Consider the following 26,592-nt stretch of genomic DNA (forward strand, 5'->3'; position numbering starts at 1 on the left):
GATAGTTTTGAATGGCAGTTTCGAGTAGTAATGAATGAAGAAAGAACCCTGATAAATTTCTTAGTGGAAAAGCGATTATAAAAGACAATTGGTATTAAAGATGATGGCGTATCGATAACGCAAAGGAGTAGTGACGTGATGGATGTGAATAATAAGCAGGAAACTGATAGCAATAATACAGTGATAGCAGTTGATAATGAAAGCTATACAGAGAGTCGCAATGACCATTTAACTGAGGTTGCATGGCAGCGTTCAGAAGACGGCAGCTATTCACCCAGCAGTTATATCAATCGCGACTTGTCTTTATTACAGTTTCATTTACGTGTCTTAGCGCAGGCAGCAAGTCCTCGTCATCCGCTACTTGAGCGCTTGTTTTTCTTGATTATTTTCTCATCGAATATCGATGAGTTTTTTGAGATTCGTGTCGCAGGCATTATGCAAAAGCTCAATATTGGTGATGTCTCGACCAGTGTTCATGGCATGCGTCCCAGTGAAGTGCTGAATGAGATATCCACCGTAATGCACGATGCCATCGCTGAGCAATATCGTATTCTCAATGAAGATATCTTACCAGCACTGGCGCTTGAGGATATTCGTTATCTAAAACGCGATGAGCTAAATGCTGAGCAGTCGGCATGGATGAAGCGCTACTTCACTGAGCAAGTATCGCCAGTGTTGACACCGATTAGCATCGATCCGGCGCATCCGTTTCCGCGTTTGGTCAATAAGAGCTTAAACTTTATCGCCACTTTAGAAGGTAAAGATGCCTTTGGTCGTGATATCAATCTAGCGATTGTGCCCGCACCGCGCAGTTTGCCACGCGTGATTCGCCTGCCTGATGAGCTGACAGGTGGCAAAGAACATCACGTCATGCTCTCAGCTATTATTCATGAGCATATCGGTGAGCTGTTCCCTGGTATGAGTGTGACGGGCTGCCATCAGTTTAGACTGACGCGCAATGCCGATTTAGATTTGGCTGATGATGTTGAAGATATTGCTAAGGCTCTGGAGGGCGAGCTAGAAAACCGCCGCTTCGGTGATAAAGTGCGGCTAGAAGTCACCACCGATTGTCCAACGCCTATCAGTGATTATTTGCTCAATGAGTTTGAGCTGCATGACAATCAGCTGTACCGCGTCAATGGTCCTGTCAACTTAACGCGCTTATTGTTTGATTTCAATATTCCAGCGCTGCGCTATCAGCCCTTTACCCATGTAGTGCCAAAAGAGTTCCGCCGTGAGATGGATAAGCTGGACAAAGCAACCAGTATGTTTGCCGCCATGCGTAAAAGCGATGTGCTAGTGCATCATCCTTTTCATGCATTTTCACCGATTATCAATCTGCTTTGGCAAGCGGCGAGCGATCCAAAAGTGTTAGCGATTAAGCAGACATTGTACCGCTCAGGCACCAATTCAGAAATCGTTAAAGCATTGGCTGCTGCTGCTCGTAATGGCAAAGAAGTCACTGCCGTCATCGAGCTGCGTGCGCGTTTCGATGAAGCCTCTAATATCGCCGTCGCCAATTATTTGCAAGAAGCGGGTGCGGTCGTCGTGTACGGGATTGTCGGCTATAAAACCCACGCCAAGCTGATGCTTATTGTGCGCCGTGAGGATGATCGAATCCGCCGCTATGTGCACTTAGGGACGGGTAACTATCATGCCGCCAATGCCAAAGTTTATACCGATTATGGTTTATTTAGCGCAGATCCTGATATCTCAGAGGATGTACATAATATATTTCAAGAGCTGACGGGAATGGGTAAGCCTGCCAATCTCAAAAAGCTGCTGCATGCGCCTTTTACCTTGCATGATAAGTTGATAAGTTTTATCGATGATGAAATTGCTCATGCAAAAGCCGGCAAGCGCGCTCATATTATCGTTAAGGTTAATGCTTTAACCGAACGTCGATTGATTAGCAAGTTATACGATGCCTCGCAAGCAGGCGTCAAAATCGAGCTCATCTTACGCTCCATGTGTTGTTTGCGTCCGCAAGTAAAAGGTCTATCAGAAAATATTACCGTACGCTCTGTTATCGGGCGTTTTTTAGAACATACGCGCGTTTATTATTTCTATAATAATGGCGACGAGCGCTTATATTGTGGTAGTGCAGACTGGATGGATCGTAATTTATTCCATCGCGTCGAAGTGGCGTTTCCAATCGAAGACAAAAAACTGTTTAAACAAGTATATCAAGACGGTTTACTTAACTATCTGAAAGACAATACCCAAGCGTGGATACTTAGCGGTGATGGTGCTTGGCAGCAGCTGCAACCAGCCGCAGGTGAAACGCCGCATACTGCTCAAGAGTATTTATTAAAAGTGATTAATGGCGTTGACGCATCAAGCTAGCTTAATATTTCAACGACATCTTCAAAGCGATAAAGACGTCTTTACAATCAATAAATATCAAGAAAAATACCAAGTATAGAGTACTTTCTATGCTTGGTTTTTTTTGGATAAACGATTTGTCTAAGTTACAAACTGTCTTGTAACCTCACATTTATTCACATATTGATACGGCAGCACACTGGTGCAGTCCGTTATCTCATCCTTATAATCAAGGTCAGCCCTCACGCTATTATTAAACGGATTTGATGGTTTAATAAACCATTAGCACTCTAGTAATTCATGCAAAATTGCTCGTATTACTATCATTGATCGTATTACGAAAAAGAGTAGGGACTGACTAAATCAACGAATTATAAAAATAGGAAATACCTTATGAGCAATACCGATAACGACACATCAGATATCAAAAAAGCTGCTGAGCAAGCAGACAGTCAGCAAATTGCGCGAAATCTTGAAGACAATAAAGCGGTCGATGCGCCTGAAGCATTAAGTAAAGATGAGCAAACCTCTTTTATTGAAGATGATTTGCGTACGGATAAATGATAAATAAGCTGTGACATAAATATTTGGATTAACTTATTTTATATATTAATGACATATTGATGCGAGGGAACTGCAATGCCAAATAATACTCATCCAAATCACGAAGAAGCGGTACCAGTTCGTGATCCAGCCGCTTTACACCCAGACAATGCACCAGACAGTTATGAAGGTCGTAAGCACGAACCTAATATCGATGGTCCACAACAAGAGTCGCAAGAAACTGACGAGATATATGTCGATCCTCGTAAGGAAGAGAATCTACCAGCTGGTGGCAAGAACGTTGCAGATTTGAATGCCTATGATTTGAGCCAAGAAGACAATGAATAGCATTAAATTGATTGATGCCTAGGTTGGATATTAAGTCAGATTAATAATCTGCTAAACCGCTGTCAAAAAACTAAGCAGTTGCTAAAACATGAATAATAAGGATATAGCCATGCAAACCAATGATCCAGCACTCACCAAGACACAAATTAGTGAAACTGAAAACCTTCTTAATAGCCGCGATTCGGATGATAATTTTCCCAGTAATGCTACCTCTCATAAGCATAGTGAGGTTGATAGTGGTATTGAAAAGAAGATCACTGAAAACAAAGGAACAGATACCTTTGAAGAAGGCATCGTCAATTCAGAGCATGTGAACGATAATGATAATCCCGCACGTCAGCCTGATCGTCGAGACCAAGAAGGTAACGCCTTTGATGATGGCGTAAATGAGCATACGATGGTTAGCGAGACGTCCAAAAGCGAAGGTATTACCAATATGAATCGTTATGCAAACATCGATAATGCCCAGACACGGGTATTAAACCCTGACGAAAAAGACTAATAACTTTTTATAAAAAATTGATTAAATATAAATTTTACTCTATTCATAGAATGACTACTTTAATAAGGAATGATGATGAGTACGCCAGATGACAAGGTCGTCAGCCAAAGCCATAAGTTAAGAGATGCGAACGACAATAATGGTATCGTACCCGCTGATGCGTTACAAAAAGTCAATCCAGCAGCGGCAGAAAGGACAACCGATGATCACGATCCTCATAATGTCGCTAAAGATAATAAACAATACGACAGCACATTAATGAAAGATGATAAATAACCATTCATTTTGAGATAACAAAATTTAAATAGAAGAGCAAAAAGTAAAGTAACGGATTGGAGCATGGAACTCGGTCAGTTACTTCACTTTTTTACTGTATAAAACGATGTCTAATCGCGTGGATTTAAGCAGGGGTGCCGCTATGAAAACGTAGCTCATGATCTGGGCTAGAGATCAATTCGGCTTCTACTTCTTTGAAAAACGCGACGCGCTCATCAATACTGTCCTCAGATAGTGATTGAGCCAAGGCTAAATAATCCTCAAAGTGACGACTCTCTGACTTCAGTAAGTAGTGATAATACTTTGCCAAACGCTCGTCGTCGATGACTTCAGCAAGCGCGGCAAAACGTTCACAAGAGCGCGCTTCGATAAATGCACCGATTATCAATACATCAACCATCGCTGCTGGCTCATAAGTACGTTTGTGTTTTAACATACCTTTGGCATAACGTCCGGCACTAAGATATTTCCACGCCTGACTACGGTCATTCATGATACCTAAGACCTGCTCATAATGAAGCATTTCCTCACGTATCAATTGCGCCAATTTACGCTGCAAATCATAAGAAAACTCATAGCGGAATATGAGGTTCATGGCGGTGCCAGCGGCCTTTTTTTCGCAATTGGCATGATCTTGAATGATCAGCGGTACATTCGCAATAGCCGCATCAACCCAAGCTTGCGTCGTGCGCGCACCCAAAAAATTATAAACAGCAGATAGGTCAACCTTGATCGGGGTGCGTAGCTTTGCGATATCGACATCGTCCTCTTCGATATCGTCTTTCACTATAAGATGTTCTTCTATACTGCTGTCGTTCATGACCTTGTCATTACTGTTCTTGATTGTCATATCTTCTTTATTCATAGTCTTTGCCATAATCGAACGCTTAAAATGTCTTTTTCAAATATTAAATAGATAACGCTTAAGCTTAAATCTGTGAGGTAATGATTACTGATAGTTTATCTTTACTGGATGAGGCACTAATCAATAAGTGCTGATAAAACCTCTTAGCGCTTATGTCATATAGGTTATCATTCTTATACAACCCCAGTATTTATTTAATGAATGATGTTTTCTTGTTTATTTCTTTGTTTGATAGTAGGATGATATTTTGCTTAAGCGCTATTTTGTCTTACTATTGATGTGTAGCCATATTGTATTGTTGCAGTGGTGATGATTGCCAATATTATGCAGTTGAACCGTTTAAAGTGGGTACAAGGCAACCGAGCTCAAATTGTACACTAAGTACATTAAGCGAGGTTGACACCATAATCAAATGCTTTGACTATGCTAATGGCTAATGCGGCAAAAAACATAGGTTAATAGCATAGCATAAATAGTTGAGTCACTATTCACGACAAGCTTGTATGATATATCAGTAGGTTTACTTAGTATTTCATCTAAATTTGGAATAGATGCCTAAGGCCGACAATGTGTAATCATTGCGGTAGCAACTTCGTATTTACACCCCTCACGAACAGATAAGGATAACAACATGAGCCAGTCTTCTAACGCCAATCGTATTCAAAAAGGCATTCTTGCCATCGACCAGCAATTGTATGACTTTATTGAAAACGAAGTGCTGCCGAAAGTCGGTGTTGATTCAGACAGTTATTGGTCAGGTTTTGAAAAGGTCATTAAAGAGTTTACGCCGCGCAATAAAGCATTGCTTGCAACTCGTGACAAGATTCAAGCGCAGATTGACCAATGGCACCTGCAGCATCCTGCTAAAGACGGCAACATTGATTATCCTGCTTACAAAGCATTCTTACAAGAGATTGGCTATCTGTTGCCAGAAGGCGATGATTTTAAAGTTAGCACAGAAAATGTCGATGATGAGATTGCGCATATTGCAGGCCCGCAGCTGGTCGTACCAGTACGTAATGCGCGCTACGCATTGAACGCAACCAACGCTCGTTGGGGTAGCCTGTATGATGCTTTATATGGTACTGACGTTATCAGTGACGAAAATGGTCAAGAAGCAAAAGGTGGTTACAATCCAACTCGTGGCGCTGCTGTCGTTGCTTATGCCAAACAATTCCTAGATGAAAACTTTGCATTGGCGTCAGGTTCATATAACGACGCGACCGGCTTTAAAGTGGTCGATGGTAAGCTTGAGATTGTCCAAGGTGATAGCAGTACTGAGCTAAAAGATTCAGAAAAATTCGTTGGTTTCGTCGGTGATGCCGCAAACCCAACGGGTATTTTATTAAAAAACAACGGCTTGCATGCAGAAATTCAAATAGATGCCAATCATCCAGTCGGTAAAGACGATCCTGCTCATATCAAAGATGTGCTACTAGAGTCAGCCATTACGGCGATCCAAGATTGTGAAGACTCAATCGCTGCTGTTGATGCAGAAGAAAAAGTGGAAGTGTATCGCAATTGGCTTGGTCTCATGAATGGTGACTTGCAAGAAACATTTGAAAAAGGTGGCAAAACCCGCACACGTCAGCAAAATCCAGATCGTGAATACACCACCCCAGATGGTGGCAAGCTTATCCTGCCAGGTCGTTCATTATTGCTGATTCGTAACGTCGGTCACCTCATGCAAAACCCTGCAATATTGGTCGACTTGGGTGATGGTCAAGAACAAATATTTGAAGGCTTGATGGATGGTCTGATTACGCCACTATTAACGCTCAATGACCTTAAAGGTAAAAATGAGCTATCGAATTCACGTAAAGGTTCAATGTATATCGTGAAGCCAAAAATGCATGGCCCTGAAGAAGTCAAAATGGCCAACGATTTATTCAATGCAGTAGAAGATTTATTAGGCTTAGAGCGTAATACCATCAAAATCGGTATCATGGATGAAGAGCGCCGTATGACGGTCAACTTAAAAGAAGCCATCCGCCAAGCGAAAGAGCGTGTCATTTTCATTAACACAGGTTTCTTAGATCGTACTGGTGATGAGATGCATACCAGCATGAATGCAGGCCCATTTGTACCTAAGGGTGAGATGAAGTCACAAGCATGGCAGCCAGCCTACGAGCAGTGGAACGTTGATATCGGTTTAGAGACTGGTCTACAGGGTGTTGCTCAGATTGGTAAAGGCATGTGGGCGAAGCCTGATGAGATGAAAGAGATGATGGACACCAAAGCTGCCCATCCTAAGTCTGGTGCTAGTACTGCATGGGTACCATCACCGACAGGAGCAACCTTGCACAGTATGCACTATCATCAAGTAAGTGTTGCTGATGTTCAAGACAGCCTAAAATCACGTGAACGTGCCAGTTTAGACGACATTTTGACCATCCCCTTAGCAAAAAACACCAGTTGGACAGACGAAGAGAAGCAGCAAGAGCTAGACAACAATGCTCAGGGCATCTTAGGATATGTTGTGCGTTGGGTAAATCAAGGCGTTGGTTGTTCTAAAGTACCGGATATCAATGATGTGGGTCTGATGGAAGACCGTGCGACTTTACGTATTTCAAGTCAACATATTGCCAACTGGTTGCATCACGATGTCGTGAGCGAGCAGCAAGTGATGGATACGATGAAGCGTATGGCAAAAGTGGTGGATGAGCAAAATGCAGGCGATAGCGACTATCAGACGATGGCAGATAGCTTTGACCACTCTTATGCCTTTAAAGCGGCCTGTGACTTAGTGTTTAAAGGTCGTGAGCAGCCGAGTGGTTATACTGAGCCATTATTGCATCAGGCACGTCTTGATCTAAAAGCAGGCTGCTAATATTGCGTAGGTTAACATTAAAATATGGCATGCTTGATATTACATTATGAGACTTATATGATTGACTAAGCTTCTTCTTGGTTTCTATATTTAATAAGGAGTCTGTAATAGCCATTGACTAAGGTTATAGTCTGGAAACAAGAGCAGTGAAAACACCTTTTTTACTGTTCTTGTAGCAATTTTCCGATCTCAATTGTGACTATCAATATGTCATAAATCACATTTATTAATTCTTATTAGCCCTATTTGTTAATGAACAAGTAGGGCTTTATTTTTGTTAATGAAAGGGTATTCATTAAGCTAGTTTCAAGTTCTTGGTAATTATATTAATCAATAGTATCTTTATCTATTTGAGCGGATAGGGATTTTTTTACAATGACCTACATTCTATAGTAGATATGGCATTCAACAAATACTGGGTTTAAAAATCTAAAAAAAATGTTGCAAATTATGTCAAAGTTGTTATGCTTGTATTCGAAGTATGAGTTTGGTAACGGATGTTACGCAACGGAGCGATAAAGACCTAAGATTACATGGCAGTTACTTTTTAATCCCAGTTATGTAAGTCATTGTTTTTTTCATCTTACTGTAATAGAACTTCGCCACACTTGTTTCTGACTAATCTCGGTAGCCAGTTACACATTATATCTTTGAGGATTTGTGACGATACCATTATGAGCACCAGCTAATCATAGCTAGCTTATTACTAAAATTGTAAAGTGGAGATACCCCATGAAAAAACTACTTTTAGCTACAGCAGTTGCTGCCTTATCTGTATCTGCAGCCAATGCAGCTCCAACTATCTACGGTAAAGCATTCGTAACTGCCGATTATGTCAATGCTGAAATTGACTACCCAAATGGTGCCGATAATGCAGACAGAGATTCTGATTCAGTACAGATTAACTCAAATTCTTCACGTATCGGTCTAAGAGGCTCTGAAGCCATGACTGCTAACACTGATGTTATCTATCAGTTAGAGTATGGCACACGTGTCGATGGCGATAGCGATGGTTTCAGCAATCGTGATACGTATCTTGGTGTTGTAAACAAGCAGTTTGGTGAGTTCCGTGCTGGTAAAAACCAATCTACTTTAGACAAGATTAACAACGTTGTTGTAAACGATGGTTATTGGGATAACTTAGGTGGTAATAAGCTTGAAGAAGACGAAAACTATGGTGGCCTAAATATGGCTGATAGTAGACGTATCAATAGCTCAGTTATTTGGATGGCTCCAAAGTATAACGGTCTTCCATTACAGCTTTCTGTAATGTACAGTGCTGACGAAAGCTTTGTTGAATCAAGCAAAGATCGCGATAGTGGCTTTGGTGCTGCATTAATGTTTGACCAAGGTACTGGCTTCACTGCTGGTGTTGCTTACGACAAAGACCAAAATATTGCTGGTGATATCATCCGTGGTACAGCGACTGTAGATTTAGGTAAATACATGGCAGCTCCTGTGACTCTAGGTGCTTTGTATCAAGTAGCTGATTTTGACTATGATTATTCTACTAAGAAAGAAAAAGGTCTAGTAGTTAGTGGTGCTTTAGGCCTATCTAACTTTGCTCGCCCAGCAACTGTATATGTTCAGTATAATAAAACTGATAACTTGGATGGCATTAACAACTTTGACTCAGATCAAATCGTTGTTGGTGGTAAATACTTCTATCAAGACAATATGATTGTGCACGCTTATGCTGGTAATAACTCAGCTGATATTGGCAATGCTGATGCTGACGTATTAGCTATCGGTGGTGGTCTAGAATACTTATTCTAATCTAAGCATTAGAATCTGATTATAAAAACTCATCCTTCGGGGTGAGTTTTTTTTGTTATATCCTTTTTGAGTGGGTAGTGCGTTATAATAGCTAAGTACTAAAGATTGAATGTTTCAAAGAGTTTGTGCTTTTGCCCTATATTTTTTGACGTATTTTTAGTAAAATCCTTCTTTACCAATTACCGACAGAGTACTATGACCAAGTTTATATTTGTGACCGGTGGGGTAGTGTCCTCACTAGGAAAAGGTATCACCGCAGCCTCTCTTGCAGCGGTCTTAGAAGCCCGTGGCGTGACCGTCACGATGACCAAGATGGATCCGTACATCAACGTCGATCCAGGTACGATGAGCCCATTCCAGCATGGCGAAGTATTCGTCACTGAAGATGGTGCAGAGACTGATTTAGATTTGGGTTACTATGAGCGCTTCTTACGCCATTCAAAAATGAGTAAGAGCAATAACTTTACTAGTGGTCGTATCTATCAAAACGTCTTGAATAAAGAGCGCCGTGGTGAATATCTTGGTGGTACAGTACAAGTTATTCCACATATCACTGATGAAATTAAGAGTAAAATCTTAGCCAGTGGTGAAGGTTATGATATCGCTATTATTGAGATTGGCGGTACCGTTGGTGACATCGAATCGTTACCATTTATGGAAGCCGTCCGCCAAATGCAAGTGGAGCTTGGTCGTAATAGAGCTATGCTGATGCATTTGACGCTAGTTCCTTACATTGCTAGTGCAGGCGAAACCAAAACCAAACCAACGCAGCATTCAGTAAAAGAGCTACGTTCTATCGGTTTGCAGCCTGATATATTGATTTGCCGCTCTGATCACCACATCTCGCAAGACAACCGTCGCAAAATAGCGCTGTTCACCAATGTGGAAGAGCGTGCGGTTATTATGTGTGAAGATGCGCAAAGTATTTATCAGATTCCACGCACGCTTCATGAGCAGGATCTTGATGATTTGATCTGTGAGCGTTTTGGTTTAGATGTACCAGAAGCAGATTTAAGTGATTGGGATAAAGTAGTTGAAGCTCAGCTTAATCCTGAAATGAGTCTTACGGTAGCGATGGTTGGTAAATACGTCGAGTTGCCTGATGCTTATAAATCGATCAACGAAGCACTGCTGCATGCTGGTATCACTCATAAAGCCGATGTCAAAATTGACTATGTCGATGCTGAGCGTCTAGAAGACGATGACAGTTTATTGACGCAGCTACACAATGCCGATGCCATCCTAGTACCGGGTGGTTTTGGTGAGCGTGGTACCAATGGTAAGATAAAAGCCATCACTTATGCTCGTGAAAACAACGTGCCATATTTAGGTATTTGCCTTGGTATGCAGCTAGCAGTGATTGAGTACGCGCGTAATGTACTCAAAATCGATGCCAACTCTTCTGAGTTTGATCGCAAAACGGCAGAGCCTATCATTGGTCTCATCACTGAGTGGTTAGATGAGCGCGGCGAATTACAGATTCGTAGTGATGACTCGGACCTTGGCGGCACCATGCGTCTAGGCGCGCAGCAAGCCGAACTGGTTGCTGGCAGCAAGCTTAGCCAAATTTATGGCGCTAAAAATATCACTGAACGTCATCGCCATCGTTATGAGATGAACAATCGCTATATCGAGCCATTAGAGCAAGCAGGCATGACCATATCTGGTTATTCTGCCAAACAGCATCTAGTAGAATCGGTCGAGATTGCTGATCATCCTTGGTTTGTCGCCGTACAGTTCCATCCTGAATTTACCAGCTCGCCACGTGGTGGTCATCCACTGTTCAACAGCTTTGTAAAAGCGGCCAAGAACTATAACGAAAGCAAATAATCGTTAACGTATAAAAACTTACATGTATAAAAAAGACTGATCTTCGGATTGGTCTTTTTTTTGCGTTTAATTTTATGACTGTGGTTATGAATGAGATTGTTTTTAAGCAATAAACATGACAATTTTTTTAATGGTTGGTCAGCAATTACGCTTAACCCCTTTTTTTACTGAGTCTATCGGTTACAATATGGGAGAGAAATATTAATAACAATAAAGAGGGCAACGACTTCATGGAATATTTATCAACGGCGCAATCACATATCAAACTTACTACGCCAAATGGCAATACTCTTAATATCGGTAACGACCAACCATTTGTGTTATTTGGTGGTATGAATGTCTTAGAATCAAAGGAATTGGCATTTGAGATTGCAGAGCAATATGTCGAAATATGTCAGCGTTTGGGGATTGGCTATGTCTTCAAAGCCAGTTTTGATAAAGCCAACCGTTCAAGCCTGCACTCATATCGAGGTCCTGGATTAGAGCAGGGTCTTGATTGGCTGGGTCAAATTAAAGAAAAATATCAAGTCCCTATTATCACGGATGTCCACGAACCTTATCAAGCGGCACCCGTCGCTGAAGTCGCAGATATTATTCAATTACCTGCATTCTTATCGCGTCAGACAGATTTAGTACACGCGATGGCTAAGACAGATGCGATTATTAACATCAAAAAAGCACAGTTTTTAGCGCCGCATGAGATGCGTCATATCGTTAACAAATGCCTTGAGGGCGGCAACGATAAGTTGATCCTTTGTGAGCGCGGCAGTGCCTTTGGTTACAATAATTTGGTCGTTGATATGCTTGGTTTTGATACCATGAAGCAGATGGATATCCCTGTATTTTTTGATGTGACGCATAGTTTACAGCAGCCAGGCGGCCGTAGCGATAGTGCGGGTGGACGCCGTGAACAAATCACAACATTGGCACGAGCAGGGATGGCGACAGGATTGGCAGGGTTGTTTCTAGAAGCGCATCCAAGCCCAGAGACTGCAAAATGCGATGGTCCGTGTGCGCTACGTATGAGCCAATTAGAGCCGTTTTTGCATCAGCTGAAGCAAATTGATGACTTGGTCAAAGGCTTTGAGGTGTTAGATACTCATTAATGTATTCATAGACAATAAGAGGCTGAGATTATGGCGATGCAAACAGCAACAGTCAGTATCGAAAATATCGATGATGATGAAGGATTAAAGAGTGTGATGACAGCGCTGAAAAATATCACAGGAGTGACGGCCATCGAGCTTGATCCTGATAATCATGTTGCCACCATACGTTATGAAGATACAGACACCAGTATCCATGCGTTTACGGCGGCAATCAGTACGGTCGATTATGTGACTCAGCCATTTCCTCTTGATGCACCGCAAAACCCACGTCATGATGATTAGACGTTATTCTAAAATAAGCGCTATTGTCTGTCACTTAGGCATAAATTCACGGTTCTATTATTTACAGTTCCATTATTTACGGTTCTATTAATAAAGTGATAATCAAAGAGCCTTGTTGTTAACCGTGATAGGGCTTAAGCTGGTTAAGTGCTATTTTTATAACGTCTTAAAAGATAGCCGTCTTAAAAAGACAGTTATAAAAGCAATTCTTTAATAAAAGTATTTACCTATAAAAACTCAGTTACAAAAATAAGGAGCCTCTCATGGCAAACCAAACACGTATTATCAAAATTGATGGCATGACTTGCGGTGGCTGTGTGGCCAGTGTTCATAACGCCACTGCCGATATCGATGGCTTAGACGATATCAGTATTGAGCTGGCAGATAATCAAGCGACGGTTACTTTTGATGATAGCAAAACCAGTGTAGAAACAATTGCTGCTGCTATCGACGATGCAGGCTTTGATGCCACTGTTGCTAATGCTTAACCTGCTTCATTTGTATTAAAAAACCGGCTATCAAGGCTGGTTTTTTAATGGTTAAAAATTATTGATAGTAGCGTACTCATTATTCAGTGTGACCATACCAATATTAAATTTAAAAGTGTGCTATTTGTTTGACTTAGATATTCCATCCATTGAGTTGCTATCCTAGCTCAGACGACTTTATAACGCCATAACGCATAAACGCCATACCGAGTTTTATTTATGAATGATACTACCCAAACCGACAATCATGACGCCTACGATGTAAAAACTGATATTCAATCCAATACGCCGCTCGCGCCGCAGCGTGCACATTTGCAGCTAGCAATTGAGGGGATGACGTGTCAAGCCTGCGCCTCACGAATTGAGAAGGTGCTCAACAAAAAGCCGTCGGTATACGAGGTGAGTGTAAATTTCGCTGGCGAAACTGCGAATGTTGATTATGATCCGACTCAGACAACGCCTGAACAAGTGACAGAATGGGTAAATAAAACAGGCTTCGTTGCCAATTTGCAGGCGGCCGATAGTTTGTTTGCAAAAACAACCGAAGATACCGCGACTCAGTACCCATGGCGTTTGATTGGGTTATGGGTTTGTTTGGTGCCATTTTTAGTTGGTATGGCAGGTATGCTCGTTGGGCAGGGTATGGCGTGGATGCCGCCGATTTGGACTCAATTTATATTGGCGACCCTTGTACAGTTTGGATTTGCTTTACCATTTTACAAAAGCGCTTGGGCATCGATTAAAGGTGGTCTTGCCAATATGGATGTGCTAGTCGTCATCGGTACCGTGACTATTTGGGCGTATTCCACTTATCTATGGCTGACCCATGGCGATGGTACTTTAAACAGTTTGCTGCAAAGTGGTCATGCTGGTGGTCACGGTGCGGATGGCAGTCCTGCGGTGTATTTTGAAGCAGGCGTCATGGTCATTGCTTTTGTACGTACGGGTAAGTATCTAGAAGAGCGCACCAAAAAACACAGCCTCAATAGTATCGATTTATTATTGTCCTTAACGCCCGATGAAGTCGAACAGCAGCAGCCTAATGGTGATTTTCATAATGTTGCTCTTAAAGACGTGCAAGTTGGTGATATTTTGCGTGCCAAGCAAGGCAGCCGCGTCGCAACCGATGGGGTGGTTATCGATGGTGCTGGCTGGTGTGTCGAGAGTCATTTAACGGGTGAGTCGGTACCGCTTAAAAAAGAAGTGGGAGATAAATTATTGGCAGGGGCGTTGGTTGAAAATGGCAGCTTGTTATACCGCGTCAGTGCTAAAGGTAGTGATACAAAGCTTGGTGATATGGTACAAGCCCTCAGTGATGCCCAAGGCTCAAAAGCCAATTTAGCTCGTCTCGCCGATAGAGTGACGGCGGTATTCGTCCCAGTCGTCGTTGCCATTGCGCTTATCACCTTTGGAGTGACGTGGTGGCTGACTGGGATGATGGATACTGCCTTGATGCATGCCGTCTCGGTGTTGGTCATTGCATGTCCTTGTGCTTTAGGTTTGGCAACGCCAGCCGCTATCATGGCTGGTATGGGCGTTGCTGCTCGTCATGGTGTCTGGTTCAAAGACGCACAAAGCCTTGAAGCGGCAGGCAATATCGATACGGTGGTGCTCGATAAAACGGGCACATTAACCATCGGTAAGCCGACTATCGTGGACCATGTGATGGTGGATAAATCGATCGCAGTCGATGATGTGTTACAAATTGCCGCAAGCGTTGAAGCACATGCCAGTCATCCACTAGCAACAGCATTGGTTAACGCGGCTACTGAGCGAAATTTGCCGTTGATGAATGTGACTGATATTAGTGTCATTAAAGGCGCTGGTATACAAGCCAATATTGAAGGTTTGGGTGTGGTAAAAGTCGGTACCGCAGAGTTTGCTAATTTAACACTGCCTAAGCTGATGCCAAAGGTATGGCAAATTGCCAGTACCGTTGCCGTTAGTATTAATGAGGAAGCTTTGGGTGCTTTTGCTCTAGCTGACGACTTAAAAGTAGATACTCCGAAGACTATTACTGCGCTGCAAGACGCAGGTATTAATGTCATTTTGATGAGTGGTGATAAGCAGTCTGTGGTCGATCATGTGGCAGGGCAGCTGGGTATTGAGCAGGCTTATGGTAAAATGAGCCCACGTGATAAGGCCAGTCAAATTGCCTTGTTGCAAACGGCTGGTCATAAAGTTGCAATGGCAGGTGATGGTGTCAACGATGCGCCAGCGATGGCAACTGCCGATGCAAGCTTTGCCATGTTTGAAGGCACAGATGTCGCCCAGCATAGTGCGTCTGCACGCTTGATGGGTGAGTCACTGATGCATATTGATGCCGCGCAAAAAATCGCCAATGCAACAGTGCGCAACATCAAGCAAAATCTGTTTTTTGCTTTTATTTATAATTGCCTTGGTATTCCGCTGGCTGCTTTTGGTTTTTTAAACCCTATGATTGCCGCCGCTGCGATGGCGCTGAGCTCTATTTCAGTATTAATGAATGCCTTACGTTTGACCCAATTTAAAACAGAGGTTGAGCTGGATAACACAGTATCTGGCTCCGAGACTAAAGCAAAGCGTCTAACAAAAGCATAAGAATCATATGACTTTTAATATTATAGGTGCTGAGACAAATCCATAATTGGTAATTTGTTTATCTAAGTATGATTTTATCAGCGCCAGTCGGTGCAAGATAAGGGAAGTTTGGCAAAATTTATGCTATGATGCCAAGCACTATAGCTGACGATTAAAGTATTAAAACCACCTTTAATCTTGCTCAAAACTTGCTGACTATATAGATAAACAAAGCTGGTTTGAGCATAGCACTATACGATATTTTGCTTTATCTTTTTTGTATTCTAGTTGCCGTTATTTATCCCACAAACTTGGCATGACCAAAGGAATTAACAGACATTATGTACGCTGAAGAAACCACCAACGTCACCGCAATTAAAGACATTCGCGCCCGTGAGATTTTAGACTCGCGTGGTAACCCAACCATCGAAGCTGATGTAATCTTAGCTGATGGCACTATCGGCCGTGCTGCTGCCCCAAGTGGTGCATCAACTGGTTCACGCGAAGCGCTTGAGCTACGTGATGGTGACCAAAGTCGCTATATGGGTAAAGGCGTTAAGAAAGCCGTTGCTAACGTCAATAGCCAAATTCGCAGCGCGTTGATGGATAAAGACGTCACCGAACAGCAAGGCATTGATGATGCAATGATTGCGCTAGATGGCACAGAAAACAAAGATAGCCTTGGCGCCAATGCCATGCTAGCGGTGTCTCTTGCCACTGCAAAAGCCGCTGCCAAGTCACAAAGTTTGCCATTACATCAATATATTGCAAACTTGCGCAATCAGACGTCGCTGACGATGCCTGTACCGATGATGAACATCTTGAACGGTGGCGAGCATGCGGATAACACGGTTGATATCCAAGAATTTATGATTGAGCCTGTTGGTTTCACCAGCTTCTCAGAAGCGCTGCGTGCGGGTACAGAAATTTTCCACAGCTTGAAATCTGTGCTGAAATCACAAGGCTTGAATACAGCGGTTGGTGATGAAGGCGGTTTTGCACCAAACCTACGTAGCAACGAAGAAGCTATCACTGTTATTATGCAAGCGATTGAGCAAGTCGGCTATAAAGCGGGCGAAGACATTCATTTGGCGCTAGATTGTGCGGCTAGCGAATTCTACAAAGATGGTCAATATATCTTGGCAGGCGAGGGCAACAAAGCCTTTGATAGCCAAGGATTCTCAGATTATCTAGTCGGCTTGTCGCGTCAATATCCTATTATCTCTATCGAAGACGGGCTTGACGAGTCTGATTGGGATGGTTGGAAGTACTTAACTGAGCAGATTGGTGATAAAGTTCAGTTGGTTGGTGATGATTTATTTGTGACCAATCCTGCTATCTTGCAAGAGGGTATTGATAAGCATATTGCCAATGCAATTTTGATTAAGTTTAACCAAATCGGTACTTTATCAGAAACGCTAGATGCGATCTATCTAGCGAAGAAAAATGGCTATGCAACCATTATCTCACATCGTTCAGGTGAAACTGAAGACAGCACCATTGCAGATTTAGCCGTTGGTACGGCTGCTGGTCAGATTAAAACTGGCTCTCTATGCCGCTCAGACCGTGTGGCAAAATACAATCAGCTGCTACGTATCGAGCAACAAGTACGTGCAAGCTACCGTGGTCGTGAAGAGTTCATCGGTCTACGTGGTTAACAAGCCAGATTTCTTGCTACAGCTAGGCGATATGTCATCATTAATACGGTGATATATCGCTTAGCAAGCTTAGCTGGTTTTTTATTTTTATTATTGTCTCTATGTTGTTCGGCGTTATTATCTTATGAAATACTTTAGCCAATTTATGCTACTTGCTCTAGCCGTTGCCGTCCTTTTGGGACTGCAATATCAGTATTGGCTGGGCGAAAATGGTCGCTTTGAGCATAATAAATTGCTGACTCAAATCGAAGAACAACAACGCTTAAACGAAAACCAAGTGGCAGCAAATAATTTATTGCGTACTGATGTACATGACTTAAAAACTGGTCTTGAGGCAGTAGAAGAGCACGCTCGTTTAGACTTGGGTTTGATTAAGCCGAACGAGACCTTTGTACAAGTATCTACGGCGCCCACGACGCATAGCCGTTATTAATTGCTCTTGACTGTCTAAAATTATGATCTTCTATTGTCTATAATAGAAATCTTATTCACCTGAAATTCGTTACTCCTCTTATTCCTCGTCTATCCCTAGCAATACTGTCATGGGTTCTAACCATGAATACTACTTTATGAATATTGCCTTATGAACATTGCCTTATGAACATGACACCTAATGTACATGCCATGATCGTTGCTGCGGGTCGCGGTAGTCGTTTTGGTGCCTCTATTGCCAAGCAATATACGATGCTGCAAGGGCAGACCTTGCTACAGCATAGTGTGGCACGGCTTGCTAGTAGTGCTTATATTGATACATGTTTATTAGTCGTCGCAGCAGATGACAGTACGGCACAGACATTGAATTTTGCGCTACCCATACATTATGCCATGGGCGGCGCTGAGCGCTGGCAGTCCGTACAGGCAGGGGTAAAGGCGATTATTGAGGCGGGAGCCAACGATTCAGACTTGGTTGTTATTCATGATGCTGCGCGTCCTGCGGTTCCCAATCATGATATTGAAGAGGTCATCGAAGCGGCGATGCTAGAGCCCTATGGCGCTATCTTAGCGACACCGGTGGCTGATACTTTAAAGGAATCTTATCCGCAGTCTACCGCTCAATCTGAGCTTGTAGGTGAGACGGCTGTAGTTAACCTGACAGTGAGTAGCAGCCCACATTCTTACGCTAAACGTACTATCGATCGCCGTCATATGTGGCAAGCACAAACGCCGCAAGTGTTTCGCTTAGGTCAGCTGCAAAAAGTATTAACTTATGTCGCTGAACACGAGCTCACCATTACTGATGAAGCCAGTGCATTTGAATATTTAGACCTACCCATTCGCCTCGTGACTGGCAGTCGCCAGAATATCAAGCTTACCTATCCTGATGATGCTATCTTGCTCGCAGCGATTATTACCGCTCAGTTCTGAGTAGACAAAAAATAATTAAACACTCGCAATAGCCATCAGTCTGTATCAATCTCATTAATGAGCCGGTGGTCTTATCGCTCATTGGATGACGGCTTTTATCATCACTTTTCCCTCCCATATTACCTATTTATCCTATTGCTTCCCAAAAACCACAGTGCAAGTTCTCAGTAGAAATAATTGTGAATTATTGTTTGGTTTTTTCAATTAATGATATAAGATAAACATATATTGCTTTGATGACTAAACTAGCCTATGATGTAACCAACTTAATACAATTAATATAAACATTTATAAAATCAATAATATACCAAGCCTATTTGATATTTTCAAAGATCTTGTTTCTATGTTTTTTCTAAATTTAGTATGGTTGTCTTAGCTACATTTACCTAAAAATAGGGAGAAGCTGATTGTCAACAATCAACGATTCGACAAATCCAGTGACGACAGATCTCTGCCAGCTTATATATATAAGCCAAATTACTTCGACTGGTCTTTCAAGCCCCAGCACGCTTAACGACATCTCAGAGGTCGCGATTGAGCGTAACCAAGCCGATAATGTTACGGGTATTCTTTGCTATGGCAATGGCTACTTTTTTCAATGTGCAGAAGGGTCAGAACAAGATTTAACCAATCTAAAGAATCGCTTATTATTAGACGATCGACATAAAGAATTAAAAATCTTAGATTTTTCAGAAATTACCGAACGCCGTTTTTCGAACTGGTCTCTACGCTCCATTACACTTGAACGTTGGATGACCAAAGAGCCTGAGCTGAAAAAACTCATGCCATTTAAACCCTATGATTGGGGCTCTAACGCATGGCGCGAATTTTTAGATATCTTACAAGGGTATTATGAGGAACAAGCAAGAACTGGCAATATTGACACGCCACCTATCAAGTACAGCACGTTAGGGGTGACGTTAAGTAAGGTTGTTGGTCAGCATCAAGCATTCTTCTTGATTCAAACAGTACTCGGTATCATGATTGTGATGACATTGTTGTGGCTAATGCTATCAGATAAGATTTGGTAGTTTTTGTAAAAATAGACTGTTTGACTGAAAAATCCAGTATTCAATGCTGGATTTTTTTTGCTTAAATTTATGATAAAAAATTCAATAAATAAACAAAACATCAAGTTAGGTATAGAAACCATGGATAGCGACACTTAGTAAATATACCTTAATATTTTGAGCGAACCTAATACCGGATCTTATCTATAAAATTAATTATGCTTCATTTATCAAGTAAATCGGCGATGACGAACTGAGTGCTAAGGTATCAAGAACCTCATGATATAAAAAACAGGCATAAAAAAAGTCCAATCACAATGGTATTGTGATTGGACTTTTTGGTGGTACGCTTATTAGTCTTATCAGATGCTTTGCAGCAAACTTGCTAATAAGTGACGCCAAATAGTGGCGTCCCCAGGGGGATTCGAACCCCCGTTACCGCCGTGAAAGGGCGGTGTCCTAGGCCTCTAGACGATGGGGACTAGTAACACAACACCTCAGCTGCTTTCACCTTTATGCTGAAGTGGTGCGTATTCTAATAGCGTCTGCGCTTGCTGTCAAGCCTTTTTCTTCTTCTTTTTAAAATTAAGTATCTTTTTTTGATCGCACGGCGAGGATGTAAGTCATTACGCTTTAAATGATAGCGAATCCATAGAGAAGTACAAGCACTAATAGTCAATGCGAGCAGCATATAACCGAGGATGGTTCCCCATAACTTAAGCTGTGGATCCATAATAGAGTCCCTCCTATTACGCCTCGATAGCATGAATCGTACGGGCTATCGAGACAATGTGGGCAACTTAAACCATCTATAGGATATAACGAGACGTTCTAATGTTAGTAATTACAACAACTTATCTGTTTTTGAATTGTTTTACACAATATGATATTCAACGGTTAGACAAGTTGCTGATTTATTGTGATATCAATCATATCCCTATTGATTGTAAAACCAAGATGTTAAAGTCATCAAGTATTACAAATAGCACTATTATGGGTAGTTGGCAATATAGGATATGTGATAAATGGATTATTTGTGACTACTCTCAGTCGAATCCTCTTTATTTTCTTCAGTATGCATCGCATTAGCCAGCATAGGATAATGGTTTAGGATATGACAAAACAGCTCAGCAGTCTTTTGTGTATCGTATAGGGCAGAATGTGCATCATTACCATCGAAATCAAGCCCCGCTGCCTTGCAAGCCCGTGCTAGTACTGTCTGACCAAATGCCAGCGCAGATAAAGTCACTGTGTCAAAAACTGAAAAGTTATGAAACGGGTTGTGACTTTTGTTATTGGTACGCAGCACTGCCGCATTCAAAAATGCTAAGTCAAAATGGGCGTTGTGCCCAATTAAGACGCACTGGCGGCAGTCCTCAGTACGGCGTACTTCTTTTAACCCTTTGAAGATACGGCGTAGTGCTGTTTTTTCGTCTTCGGCAATGGCTTTACGCATTGGATTGTTGGGATCAATGCCAGTGAAGGCAAGGGCACTTGGCTCAAGATTCGCGCCTTCAAAGGGTTCGATATGAGCATTGAATGCTTCCCCAGGATAAAACACACCTTGCTCATTCAGTAGTACAGGAATGCAGGCAATCTCTAGTAAAGCATCGGTTTGCGCATTAAAGCCGGCAGTTTCCACATCAACGACGACAGGCAGAAACTTACGAAATCGGTCTTTTAGACGCATTGGTGCTAGCTCGTCTGCTGCGGCATCTTCTGTGTGACTATTTGATGGGCTCTTAATGCTATTATCTATAGGGTTTGATGAGTTTTCGTTAGGTAAGGCGGCATCGTTTGGAGTGGTCATATCTGGTTAAATCGCTTTTATCAGTCGTATTGTTATATTGAATTAAGACATTAAATGAAAAATAAATAACCTATGATACAAATCACACCGCTGGTTAGCAGATGTCATTCTTATCATAGGGTTAAACTTCTCAAGTTAAAATAGAATACAGATGGTTTTGCTTAGTGCGTTTTATGCTTTGATAGACCAAGGCAGTGTCTCGCCTGCCATAAGCGGGGTCAATGATGAGCCATCAAAGTAAGGATAGACTGCTGGCACTTGCATAGGCGTATTGACAAGTGTAATCGTGCTGTCATTGATTGGCAATCCATAGAACTGAGCCCCAAAACGACTGGCAAAGCCTTCTAACTTGTCTATTTTTCCCACGCTATCGAAAGCGGTGGCATACAAGGGCAAGGCAGTAGCAGCGCTATAGCAGCCAGCACAGCCACAAGCGGCTTCTTTTTTATCCGTCGCATGCGGGGCTGAATCCGTGCCTAAGAAAAACTTAGGATTGCCACTGGTTGCCACATCTAATAATACTCTTTGATGGCTTTCACGCTTCAAAATAGGCAAGCAATAAAAGTGCGGCTTGATACCGCCAACCAATAGATGATTGCGGTTAAACATTAAATGCTGCGGGGTGATAGTGGCGGCAATGTGATTGCCTTGTGCTAAGACAAAATCAGCGGCATCACTGGTAGTAATATGCTCGACGACAATCTTTAATGTAGGGAATTTGACAATGATTTGCGCCAATACTTCGTCTAAAAAGCGCTTTTCACGGTCAAAGATATCCACATGATCTTGCGTCACTTCGCCATGTATCAATAAGGGTAGGTTGTACTTTTCTAATGCTTCAAAAACATCGACACAGGCGTTAATATTGGTGACACCATCAGCCGAATTGGTAGTCGCGCCAGCAGGATAAAGCTTGACCGCTTGAACGATACCTGATTTTGCTGCCATCTCGATATCTTGAGCAGTGGTTTTATCAGTGAGATATAAAGTCATACGTGGATCAAATGCAGTTTTGCGCTCAGTACTCAGCTCACTGGCTACTAAGTGCGCCATGATACGGTCGCGATAGGCACGCGCATCGTCAGTGTTCTTAACAGGAGGCACTAAGTTTGGCATACATATGACACGGTTAAAGCTGTTTGCTGCGTGCGATACAGTCGTGCTCAATGCTTTGCCATCACGCAAATGGATATGCCAATCGTCTGGCTGAAGGATGGTCAACTCTCTAATCGAATCAGTCATAATGTCGTCGCGCTCTATATCGTCATATACGGAAATAAAAGGAAGGGATACTGTACTGCTATCATAACAGATTTGCCTACTTGACTAAATATGCGGCTAAATATCTGTACATAATAGATGGGTTGTTTTTTAATTTGCGGCAGTCAACTGTCACCTATATGTGAATAATTGAAATCTATCGACCCAAAATTTAAATCAAAAGCTTATGCCATGGGGCAGTTGCACTTTTGCCTATAGTAAATATGATGTACACTGAGCAAGTAGTTTATCTTTTGATTGAATATTAGCGCTTTTCCTAACACTAAATGCTCACAATAGGAGTTCTTCATGGCTCAACTTGATCCAAAAAATATTAATAAAATCGTCTTGGCCTATTCAGGTGGTCTTGATACCTCCATTATCGCTAAATGGCTGCAAGAAACCTATGATGCAGAAGTGATTACCTTTACTGCTGATATCGGTCAAGGCGAAGAAGTTGAGCCAGCACGCGCCAAAGCTGAAGCTATGGGCATCAAACATATCCATATTGAAGACTTACGTGAAGAGTTCGCCCGTGATTATGTGTTCCCAATGTTCCGCGCCAATGCCATCTATGAAGGCGAGTATCTGCTAGGGACTTCTATCGCCCGTCCGTTAATCGCCAAGCGCTTGGTTGAGATTGCTAAAGAACACAACGCCGATGCTATTAGTCATGGCGCTACTGGTAAAGGGAATGACCAAGTCCGTTTTGAGCTTGGCGCCGTTGCTTTATCGCCTGACGTGGTTACCATTGCCCCATGGCGTGAGTGGGACTTGTCTAGCCGTGAGAGCTTGATGGAATATGCCAAAGAGCATAACATTGCGATTGATTATGCGGGCAATAAGAAAAAATCTCCGTACTCAATGGACGCCAACTTATTACACATCTCTTATGAAGGCGGTATTTTAGAAGACCCTTACGCCGAAGCAGAAGATGATATGTGGCGCTGGTCAGTGAGCCCAGAAGAAGCGCCTGACGAAGCACAATACTTAGAATTAGAATACGAAAAAGGCGACATCGTTGCCATCGATGGTGAAGCACTTAAGCCGTATGAAGTCATGATTAAGTTAAATGAGATTGGCGGTCAGCATGGTATTGGACGTTTGGATATCGTAGAAAACCGTTATGTTGGTATGAAATCACGCGGATGCTATGAGACGCCAGCGGGTACCATTATGCTAAAAGCGCATCGCGGTATTGAGTCATTGACGCTCGATCGTGAAGCGGCGCATCTAAAAGATGAGCTGATGCCACGCTACGCCAAAACTATCTACAATGGTTATTGGTTCAGTCCTGAGCGTATGATGTTACAAGCATTGATTGACAAGTCACAAGAATATGTCAATGGCACAGTACGTGTGAAGTTATACAAAGGTGCTGTGAGCGTTGTTGGTCGTAAGTCAGATGATTCGTTGTTTGACGAAAAAATCGCGACTTTTGAAGATGATGCGGGTGCTTACGATCAAAAAGATGCAGAAGGTTTCATCCGTCTAAATGGTCTACGTTTGGCTATCGAAGCCAGTCGTGGTCGTGATTTATCGAAGTAAGCCGGTCTTAATAGACTGTGCTAGATAAAGCATGAATAAAAAATATGAATAGAAAAAGGCGCTATACGAATAGCGCCTTTTTTTTGTGGATTTTTTAAAGGTTTGTTCGATGATTTTTTGCTAATTAAGAAGTTCTGTATTCAGAGCTTTTATTTATCATTGAGCCGCTTTTGTTTCTTTATCATCAGGCTCCTCATCGTCAACCATGACAATAGCCACATCCTGCTGCTGACGTTCTTCGATAACATCTTGTTCTATGACTTCTTCTGTCGCCAGTAACACACCGTCAGATTTTTGGCTTTGATACTTGAGCGTTGCAAGCCCGCCAAGCACCCCGATCACAGCAATAATAATCAGGATAACCGGATTTTTCCAGAGGGGTATTGATGCCTCGTATTCAATGGGCTTTTCGCTGGTGGTGGTCGGCGTATTATCGTTATTACCACCAATTAAACCCAAGCTTACCAAAGGTGGTTTGGGTGCGCTGGCAGGTTCGGAGGTAATACGTAGGCGATTACGACTGAGATAGATATCTGAGATTTTGGCGAGCTGTAATAGCCAGCGTTGGTGTGGCAAGGCAATGGCTTGCATTTCTGTAAAGACTAGCATATCGTTATGGCGACCTTGCTGCAAGTTATCAGGTGAGCGCCCAATGGCTTTTAAATAGTTACCAGTTGCCAATTGCATATCTTGCACAGGCTGTTGATTTTCAGGCTTGAATGTCGTCAATTCATGCCAGTAAGGATTGAACGCTGGTGGGGTGTCAGCGAGCTGCTCTGTACTTAATAAGGCACGTTCTGTATGAGGATGGTTTTCGGATTCGGCTGCTGCCTTTGTTTTTACTGCCAAGTCTAAATTGACCTCTGATGCTGCGACTAGACTGTTATCTTCATTTACCTCATTCAATTTAACAGAGACAGACGCTGGCTCATTGATGGCAAAGCGAGCAGCTGATAAAAACTGTGGCTGTAAAGCGAACCACTTATCCATCTCGTCGTTATCAAGTTGGCTATAGTCGGCTAAAATAGCCAGCTCACGTAAGACAATCACGCATAAGGACGTGAGGAGTATCTGTACTTGCTGCGTTGTTGCGTCAATCTGCTGAGCAATATAGTCACTCGCTTTAATCACGCGAGCATTATCATAAAATATCGCATCCGCCGCTTCATGGCGGTGATATAACGTCGCATTCATGGTCGAAAAATTCATGGAATTATATTGGCGTAGCTCTTTAACAGCGCCGCGACTAAATAGCTTTTTGCTCACAGCTTGTCCGTCATTGTGCTGCTGGTAAGCAAGCAAGGCACTGATAATGGCTTGCAAACTGGCATCCATTGCCAATCGAGCTTGTGGTAATGAAAGCTTGGCGGCATCGGCCAATAAAGATACCATTGGCTTGGTATCTTGATAGAGAAAATCATACATCGACACACGTGTCGGTGAAATAGTCGTCATAATCTGCTAGCATCAAAAAGTGTGCCCCTATATTACGGTGCCAAAAGCCTTGATACAATCCCTTAATAATAGAAAAAATCAATCAACTTACTTATCACGCGGTCAATAATGATATCTATTGGATAAATGACCGTTGGAAATATTCTATGAAAAATAACGAAAGCTATAACGAGAAAAATAACGAAAGTTCTGATGTGCAGTTGGTGGTTAATATTGCTAAGCAAACATTAACGCTCTACCAGCATAATAGAGAAATGGCTCAATATACGGTGTCTACTGCTAAAAATGGCATTGGCAGTCAGCAAGATAGCGGCTGCACACCTCTTGGCAAACACTTTATCGCCGAAAAAATTGGTGCAAATAAACCCATGAATGCCGTGTTCATCGGACGCGTCCCTACTGGCGAGAGATATAGTGCAGAGCTTGACAAACAACACCCTGAGCGCGATTGGATATTAAGCCGTATTCTTTGGCTAAGTGGTGTGGAAGAGGGCTTTAATAAAGGCAGTAATAGTCAAGGTGGCTGCGATACTTATCAGCGTTATATTTATATTCATGGTACGCCAGACAGTGAACCGATGGGTGTGCCACTCTCGCATGGCTGTATACGTATGCGTAATGAGGATATTATTGAATTGTTCGACCAAATTGCAGAGGGCATATCGGTGACGATTGTTGCTCATTAACCATTTTTAGCCCATTTAGGTACTTTCGTTCAGGCTCAGGACATGCCCTAAGTAAAACAGAATAATG

The 26,592-nt window shown here is 42.4% G+C and carries 23 protein-coding genes and 1 tRNA gene; 18 read left to right on the forward strand and 6 right to left on the reverse strand.

Translation table 11 applies throughout. From position 1 onward, the window contains the following. Positions 1-138 precede the first annotated feature (138 nt). From ppk1 to ACP69U_RS08800, 5 genes are all read left to right on the forward strand, one after another. Positions 139-2,346, forward strand: coding sequence for a polyphosphate kinase 1 (gene ppk1, locus ACP69U_RS08780; RefSeq protein WP_426138351.1), 2,208 nt, complete (start codon positions 139-141; stop codon positions 2,344-2,346). Between the two features lie 372 nt (positions 2,347-2,718). Further along, on the forward strand, positions 2,719-2,889 hold the full coding sequence (locus ACP69U_RS08785; protein ID WP_193008754.1) for a hypothetical protein: 171 nt from the start codon (positions 2,719-2,721) through the stop codon (positions 2,887-2,889). 75 nt (positions 2,890-2,964) lie between these two features. Then, on the forward strand, positions 2,965-3,216 hold the full coding sequence (locus ACP69U_RS08790) for a hypothetical protein (protein WP_426138323.1): 252 nt from the start codon (positions 2,965-2,967) through the stop codon (positions 3,214-3,216). Between the two features lie 109 nt (positions 3,217-3,325). Continuing rightward, complete coding sequence (locus tag ACP69U_RS08795; protein ID WP_426138324.1) at positions 3,326-3,718, forward strand: hypothetical protein; 393 nt, start codon at positions 3,326-3,328, stop codon at positions 3,716-3,718. 75 nt (positions 3,719-3,793) lie between these two features. After that, a complete protein-coding gene (locus ACP69U_RS08800; protein ID WP_426138325.1) occupies positions 3,794-3,994 on the forward strand; it encodes a hypothetical protein in 201 nt (66 codons plus the stop codon). Between the two features lie 124 nt (positions 3,995-4,118). Here ACP69U_RS08800 and ACP69U_RS08805 read toward each other — a convergent pair whose 3' ends face one another. Beyond that, positions 4,119-4,814 (reverse strand): tRNA-(ms[2]io[6]A)-hydroxylase, encoded by a 696-nt coding sequence (locus ACP69U_RS08805; protein ID WP_426138353.1) that lies wholly within the window; start codon positions 4,812-4,814, stop codon positions 4,119-4,121. Between the two features lie 676 nt (positions 4,815-5,490). Here ACP69U_RS08805 and ACP69U_RS08810 point away from each other — a divergent pair. The 11 genes from ACP69U_RS08810 to ACP69U_RS08860 all read left to right on the forward strand — a co-directional run bounded on the left by ACP69U_RS08810 (position 5,491) and on the right by ACP69U_RS08860 (position 19,787). After that, positions 5,491-7,689 (forward strand): malate synthase G, encoded by a 2,199-nt coding sequence (locus tag ACP69U_RS08810; protein ID WP_426138326.1) that lies wholly within the window; start codon positions 5,491-5,493, stop codon positions 7,687-7,689. Positions 7,690-8,421: 732 nt separating this feature from the next. Further along, a complete protein-coding gene (locus ACP69U_RS08815; RefSeq protein ID WP_109589414.1) occupies positions 8,422-9,465 on the forward strand; it encodes a porin in 1,044 nt (347 codons plus the stop codon). A gap of 195 nt (positions 9,466-9,660) precedes the next feature. After that, positions 9,661-11,295, forward strand: a complete 1,635-nt coding sequence (locus tag ACP69U_RS08820) for a CTP synthase (protein WP_314884293.1) — start codon at positions 9,661-9,663, stop codon at positions 11,293-11,295. Between the two features lie 230 nt (positions 11,296-11,525). Further along, complete coding sequence (gene kdsA / locus ACP69U_RS08825; RefSeq protein ID WP_424518253.1) at positions 11,526-12,401, forward strand: 3-deoxy-8-phosphooctulonate synthase; 876 nt, start codon at positions 11,526-11,528, stop codon at positions 12,399-12,401. 30 nt (positions 12,402-12,431) lie between these two features. Continuing rightward, positions 12,432-12,686 (forward strand): heavy-metal-associated domain-containing protein, encoded by a 255-nt coding sequence (locus ACP69U_RS08830; RefSeq protein ID WP_198329356.1) that lies wholly within the window; start codon positions 12,432-12,434, stop codon positions 12,684-12,686. Between the two features lie 263 nt (positions 12,687-12,949). Continuing rightward, complete coding sequence (locus ACP69U_RS08835) at positions 12,950-13,174, forward strand: heavy-metal-associated domain-containing protein (RefSeq protein WP_011280902.1); 225 nt, start codon at positions 12,950-12,952, stop codon at positions 13,172-13,174. Between the two features lie 219 nt (positions 13,175-13,393). Next, a complete protein-coding gene (locus tag ACP69U_RS08840; protein WP_426138327.1) occupies positions 13,394-15,754 on the forward strand; it encodes a heavy metal translocating P-type ATPase in 2,361 nt (786 codons plus the stop codon). A 320-nt stretch (positions 15,755-16,074) separates the two neighbouring features. Continuing rightward, on the forward strand, positions 16,075-17,391 hold the full coding sequence (gene eno / locus ACP69U_RS08845) for a phosphopyruvate hydratase (RefSeq protein WP_426138328.1): 1,317 nt from the start codon (positions 16,075-16,077) through the stop codon (positions 17,389-17,391). A 124-nt stretch (positions 17,392-17,515) separates the two neighbouring features. Further along, the gene (locus ACP69U_RS08850) at positions 17,516-17,824 is read left to right on the forward strand and encodes an FtsB family cell division protein (protein WP_055125147.1); all 309 of its coding nucleotides are present in this window, start codon (positions 17,516-17,518) and stop codon (positions 17,822-17,824) included. A 164-nt stretch (positions 17,825-17,988) separates the two neighbouring features. Continuing rightward, positions 17,989-18,756, forward strand: coding sequence for a 2-C-methyl-D-erythritol 4-phosphate cytidylyltransferase (ispD, locus tag ACP69U_RS08855; protein ID WP_426138329.1), 768 nt, complete (start codon positions 17,989-17,991; stop codon positions 18,754-18,756). 407 nt (positions 18,757-19,163) lie between these two features. Next, the gene (locus ACP69U_RS08860) at positions 19,164-19,787 is read left to right on the forward strand and encodes a BLUF domain-containing protein (RefSeq protein ID WP_045444510.1); all 624 of its coding nucleotides are present in this window, start codon (positions 19,164-19,166) and stop codon (positions 19,785-19,787) included. A gap of 385 nt (positions 19,788-20,172) precedes the next feature. Here the strand turns inward: ACP69U_RS08860 and ACP69U_RS08865 are convergent. The 4 genes from ACP69U_RS08865 to pyrC all read right to left on the reverse strand — a co-directional run bounded on the left by ACP69U_RS08865 (position 20,173) and on the right by pyrC (position 22,818). Continuing rightward, positions 20,173-20,248: transfer RNA gene (locus ACP69U_RS08865), tRNA-Glu, on the reverse strand. Positions 20,249-20,301: 53 nt separating this feature from the next. Beyond that, positions 20,302-20,499, reverse strand: a complete 198-nt coding sequence (locus tag ACP69U_RS08870) for a hypothetical protein (protein ID WP_140412980.1) — start codon at positions 20,497-20,499, stop codon at positions 20,302-20,304. Positions 20,500-20,796: 297 nt separating this feature from the next. Continuing rightward, positions 20,797-21,456: a ribonuclease T gene (gene rnt, locus ACP69U_RS08875; RefSeq protein WP_201600334.1), complete on the reverse strand. Its 660-nt coding sequence runs from the start codon at positions 21,454-21,456 to the stop codon at positions 20,797-20,799. Positions 21,457-21,747: 291 nt separating this feature from the next. After that, on the reverse strand, positions 21,748-22,818 hold the full coding sequence (gene pyrC, locus ACP69U_RS08880) for a dihydroorotase (RefSeq protein WP_426138330.1): 1,071 nt from the start codon (positions 22,816-22,818) through the stop codon (positions 21,748-21,750). Between the two features lie 327 nt (positions 22,819-23,145). Between pyrC and ACP69U_RS08885 the strand changes: the two genes are divergently transcribed. Next, positions 23,146-24,384 carry an argininosuccinate synthase gene (locus ACP69U_RS08885; RefSeq protein WP_060491644.1) on the forward strand — a complete coding sequence of 413 codons (1,239 nt, stop codon included), beginning with the start codon at positions 23,146-23,148 and terminating at the stop codon, positions 24,382-24,384. A 156-nt stretch (positions 24,385-24,540) separates the two neighbouring features. Here the strand turns inward: ACP69U_RS08885 and ACP69U_RS08890 are convergent, their stop codons facing one another. Further along, the gene (locus ACP69U_RS08890; RefSeq protein WP_426138331.1) at positions 24,541-25,839 is read right to left on the reverse strand and encodes a hypothetical protein; all 1,299 of its coding nucleotides are present in this window, start codon (positions 25,837-25,839) and stop codon (positions 24,541-24,543) included. A 146-nt stretch (positions 25,840-25,985) separates the two neighbouring features. Here ACP69U_RS08890 and ACP69U_RS08895 point away from each other — a divergent pair, with 146 nt between their 5' ends. Continuing rightward, the gene (locus ACP69U_RS08895; RefSeq protein ID WP_426138332.1) at positions 25,986-26,525 is read left to right on the forward strand and encodes a L,D-transpeptidase family protein; all 540 of its coding nucleotides are present in this window, start codon (positions 25,986-25,988) and stop codon (positions 26,523-26,525) included. Positions 26,526-26,592 lie beyond the last annotated feature (67 nt).

This window comes from Psychrobacter sp. TWR1-1-1 (assembly GCF_049895865.1).
In the GTDB taxonomy this organism is placed as follows: domain Bacteria; phylum Pseudomonadota; class Gammaproteobacteria; order Pseudomonadales; family Moraxellaceae; genus Psychrobacter; species Psychrobacter immobilis_A.

Coding starts and splice junctions, on each gene's coding strand:
- ppk1 (WP_426138351.1), top strand. CDS start 139: ATGGATGTGAATAATAAGCAGGAAACTGATAGCAATAATACAGTGATA.
- ACP69U_RS08785 (WP_193008754.1), top strand. CDS start 2,719: ATGAGCAATACCGATAACGACACATCAGATATCAAAAAAGCTGCTGAG.
- ACP69U_RS08790 (WP_426138323.1), top strand. CDS start 2,965: ATGCCAAATAATACTCATCCAAATCACGAAGAAGCGGTACCAGTTCGT.
- ACP69U_RS08795 (WP_426138324.1), top strand. CDS start 3,326: ATGCAAACCAATGATCCAGCACTCACCAAGACACAAATTAGTGAAACT.
- ACP69U_RS08800 (WP_426138325.1), top strand. CDS start 3,794: ATGAGTACGCCAGATGACAAGGTCGTCAGCCAAAGCCATAAGTTAAGA.
- ACP69U_RS08805 (WP_426138353.1), bottom strand. CDS start 4,814: ATGAACGACAGCAGTATAGAAGAACATCTTATAGTGAAAGACGATATC.
- ACP69U_RS08810 (WP_426138326.1), top strand. CDS start 5,491: ATGAGCCAGTCTTCTAACGCCAATCGTATTCAAAAAGGCATTCTTGCC.
- ACP69U_RS08815 (WP_109589414.1), top strand. CDS start 8,422: ATGAAAAAACTACTTTTAGCTACAGCAGTTGCTGCCTTATCTGTATCT.
- ACP69U_RS08820 (WP_314884293.1), top strand. CDS start 9,661: ATGACCAAGTTTATATTTGTGACCGGTGGGGTAGTGTCCTCACTAGGA.
- kdsA (WP_424518253.1), top strand. CDS start 11,526: ATGGAATATTTATCAACGGCGCAATCACATATCAAACTTACTACGCCA.
- ACP69U_RS08830 (WP_198329356.1), top strand. CDS start 12,432: ATGGCGATGCAAACAGCAACAGTCAGTATCGAAAATATCGATGATGAT.
- ACP69U_RS08835 (WP_011280902.1), top strand. CDS start 12,950: ATGGCAAACCAAACACGTATTATCAAAATTGATGGCATGACTTGCGGT.
- ACP69U_RS08840 (WP_426138327.1), top strand. CDS start 13,394: ATGAATGATACTACCCAAACCGACAATCATGACGCCTACGATGTAAAA.
- eno (WP_426138328.1), top strand. CDS start 16,075: ATGTACGCTGAAGAAACCACCAACGTCACCGCAATTAAAGACATTCGC.
- ACP69U_RS08850 (WP_055125147.1), top strand. CDS start 17,516: ATGAAATACTTTAGCCAATTTATGCTACTTGCTCTAGCCGTTGCCGTC.
- ispD (WP_426138329.1), top strand. CDS start 17,989: ATGAACATGACACCTAATGTACATGCCATGATCGTTGCTGCGGGTCGC.
- ACP69U_RS08870 (WP_140412980.1), bottom strand. CDS start 20,499: ATGGATCCACAGCTTAAGTTATGGGGAACCATCCTCGGTTATATGCTG.
- rnt (WP_201600334.1), bottom strand. CDS start 21,456: ATGCGTCTAAAAGACCGATTTCGTAAGTTTCTGCCTGTCGTCGTTGAT.
- pyrC (WP_426138330.1), bottom strand. CDS start 22,818: ATGACTGATTCGATTAGAGAGTTGACCATCCTTCAGCCAGACGATTGG.
- ACP69U_RS08885 (WP_060491644.1), top strand. CDS start 23,146: ATGGCTCAACTTGATCCAAAAAATATTAATAAAATCGTCTTGGCCTAT.
- ACP69U_RS08890 (WP_426138331.1), bottom strand. CDS start 25,839: ATGACGACTATTTCACCGACACGTGTGTCGATGTATGATTTTCTCTAT.
- ACP69U_RS08895 (WP_426138332.1), top strand. CDS start 25,986: ATGAAAAATAACGAAAGCTATAACGAGAAAAATAACGAAAGTTCTGAT.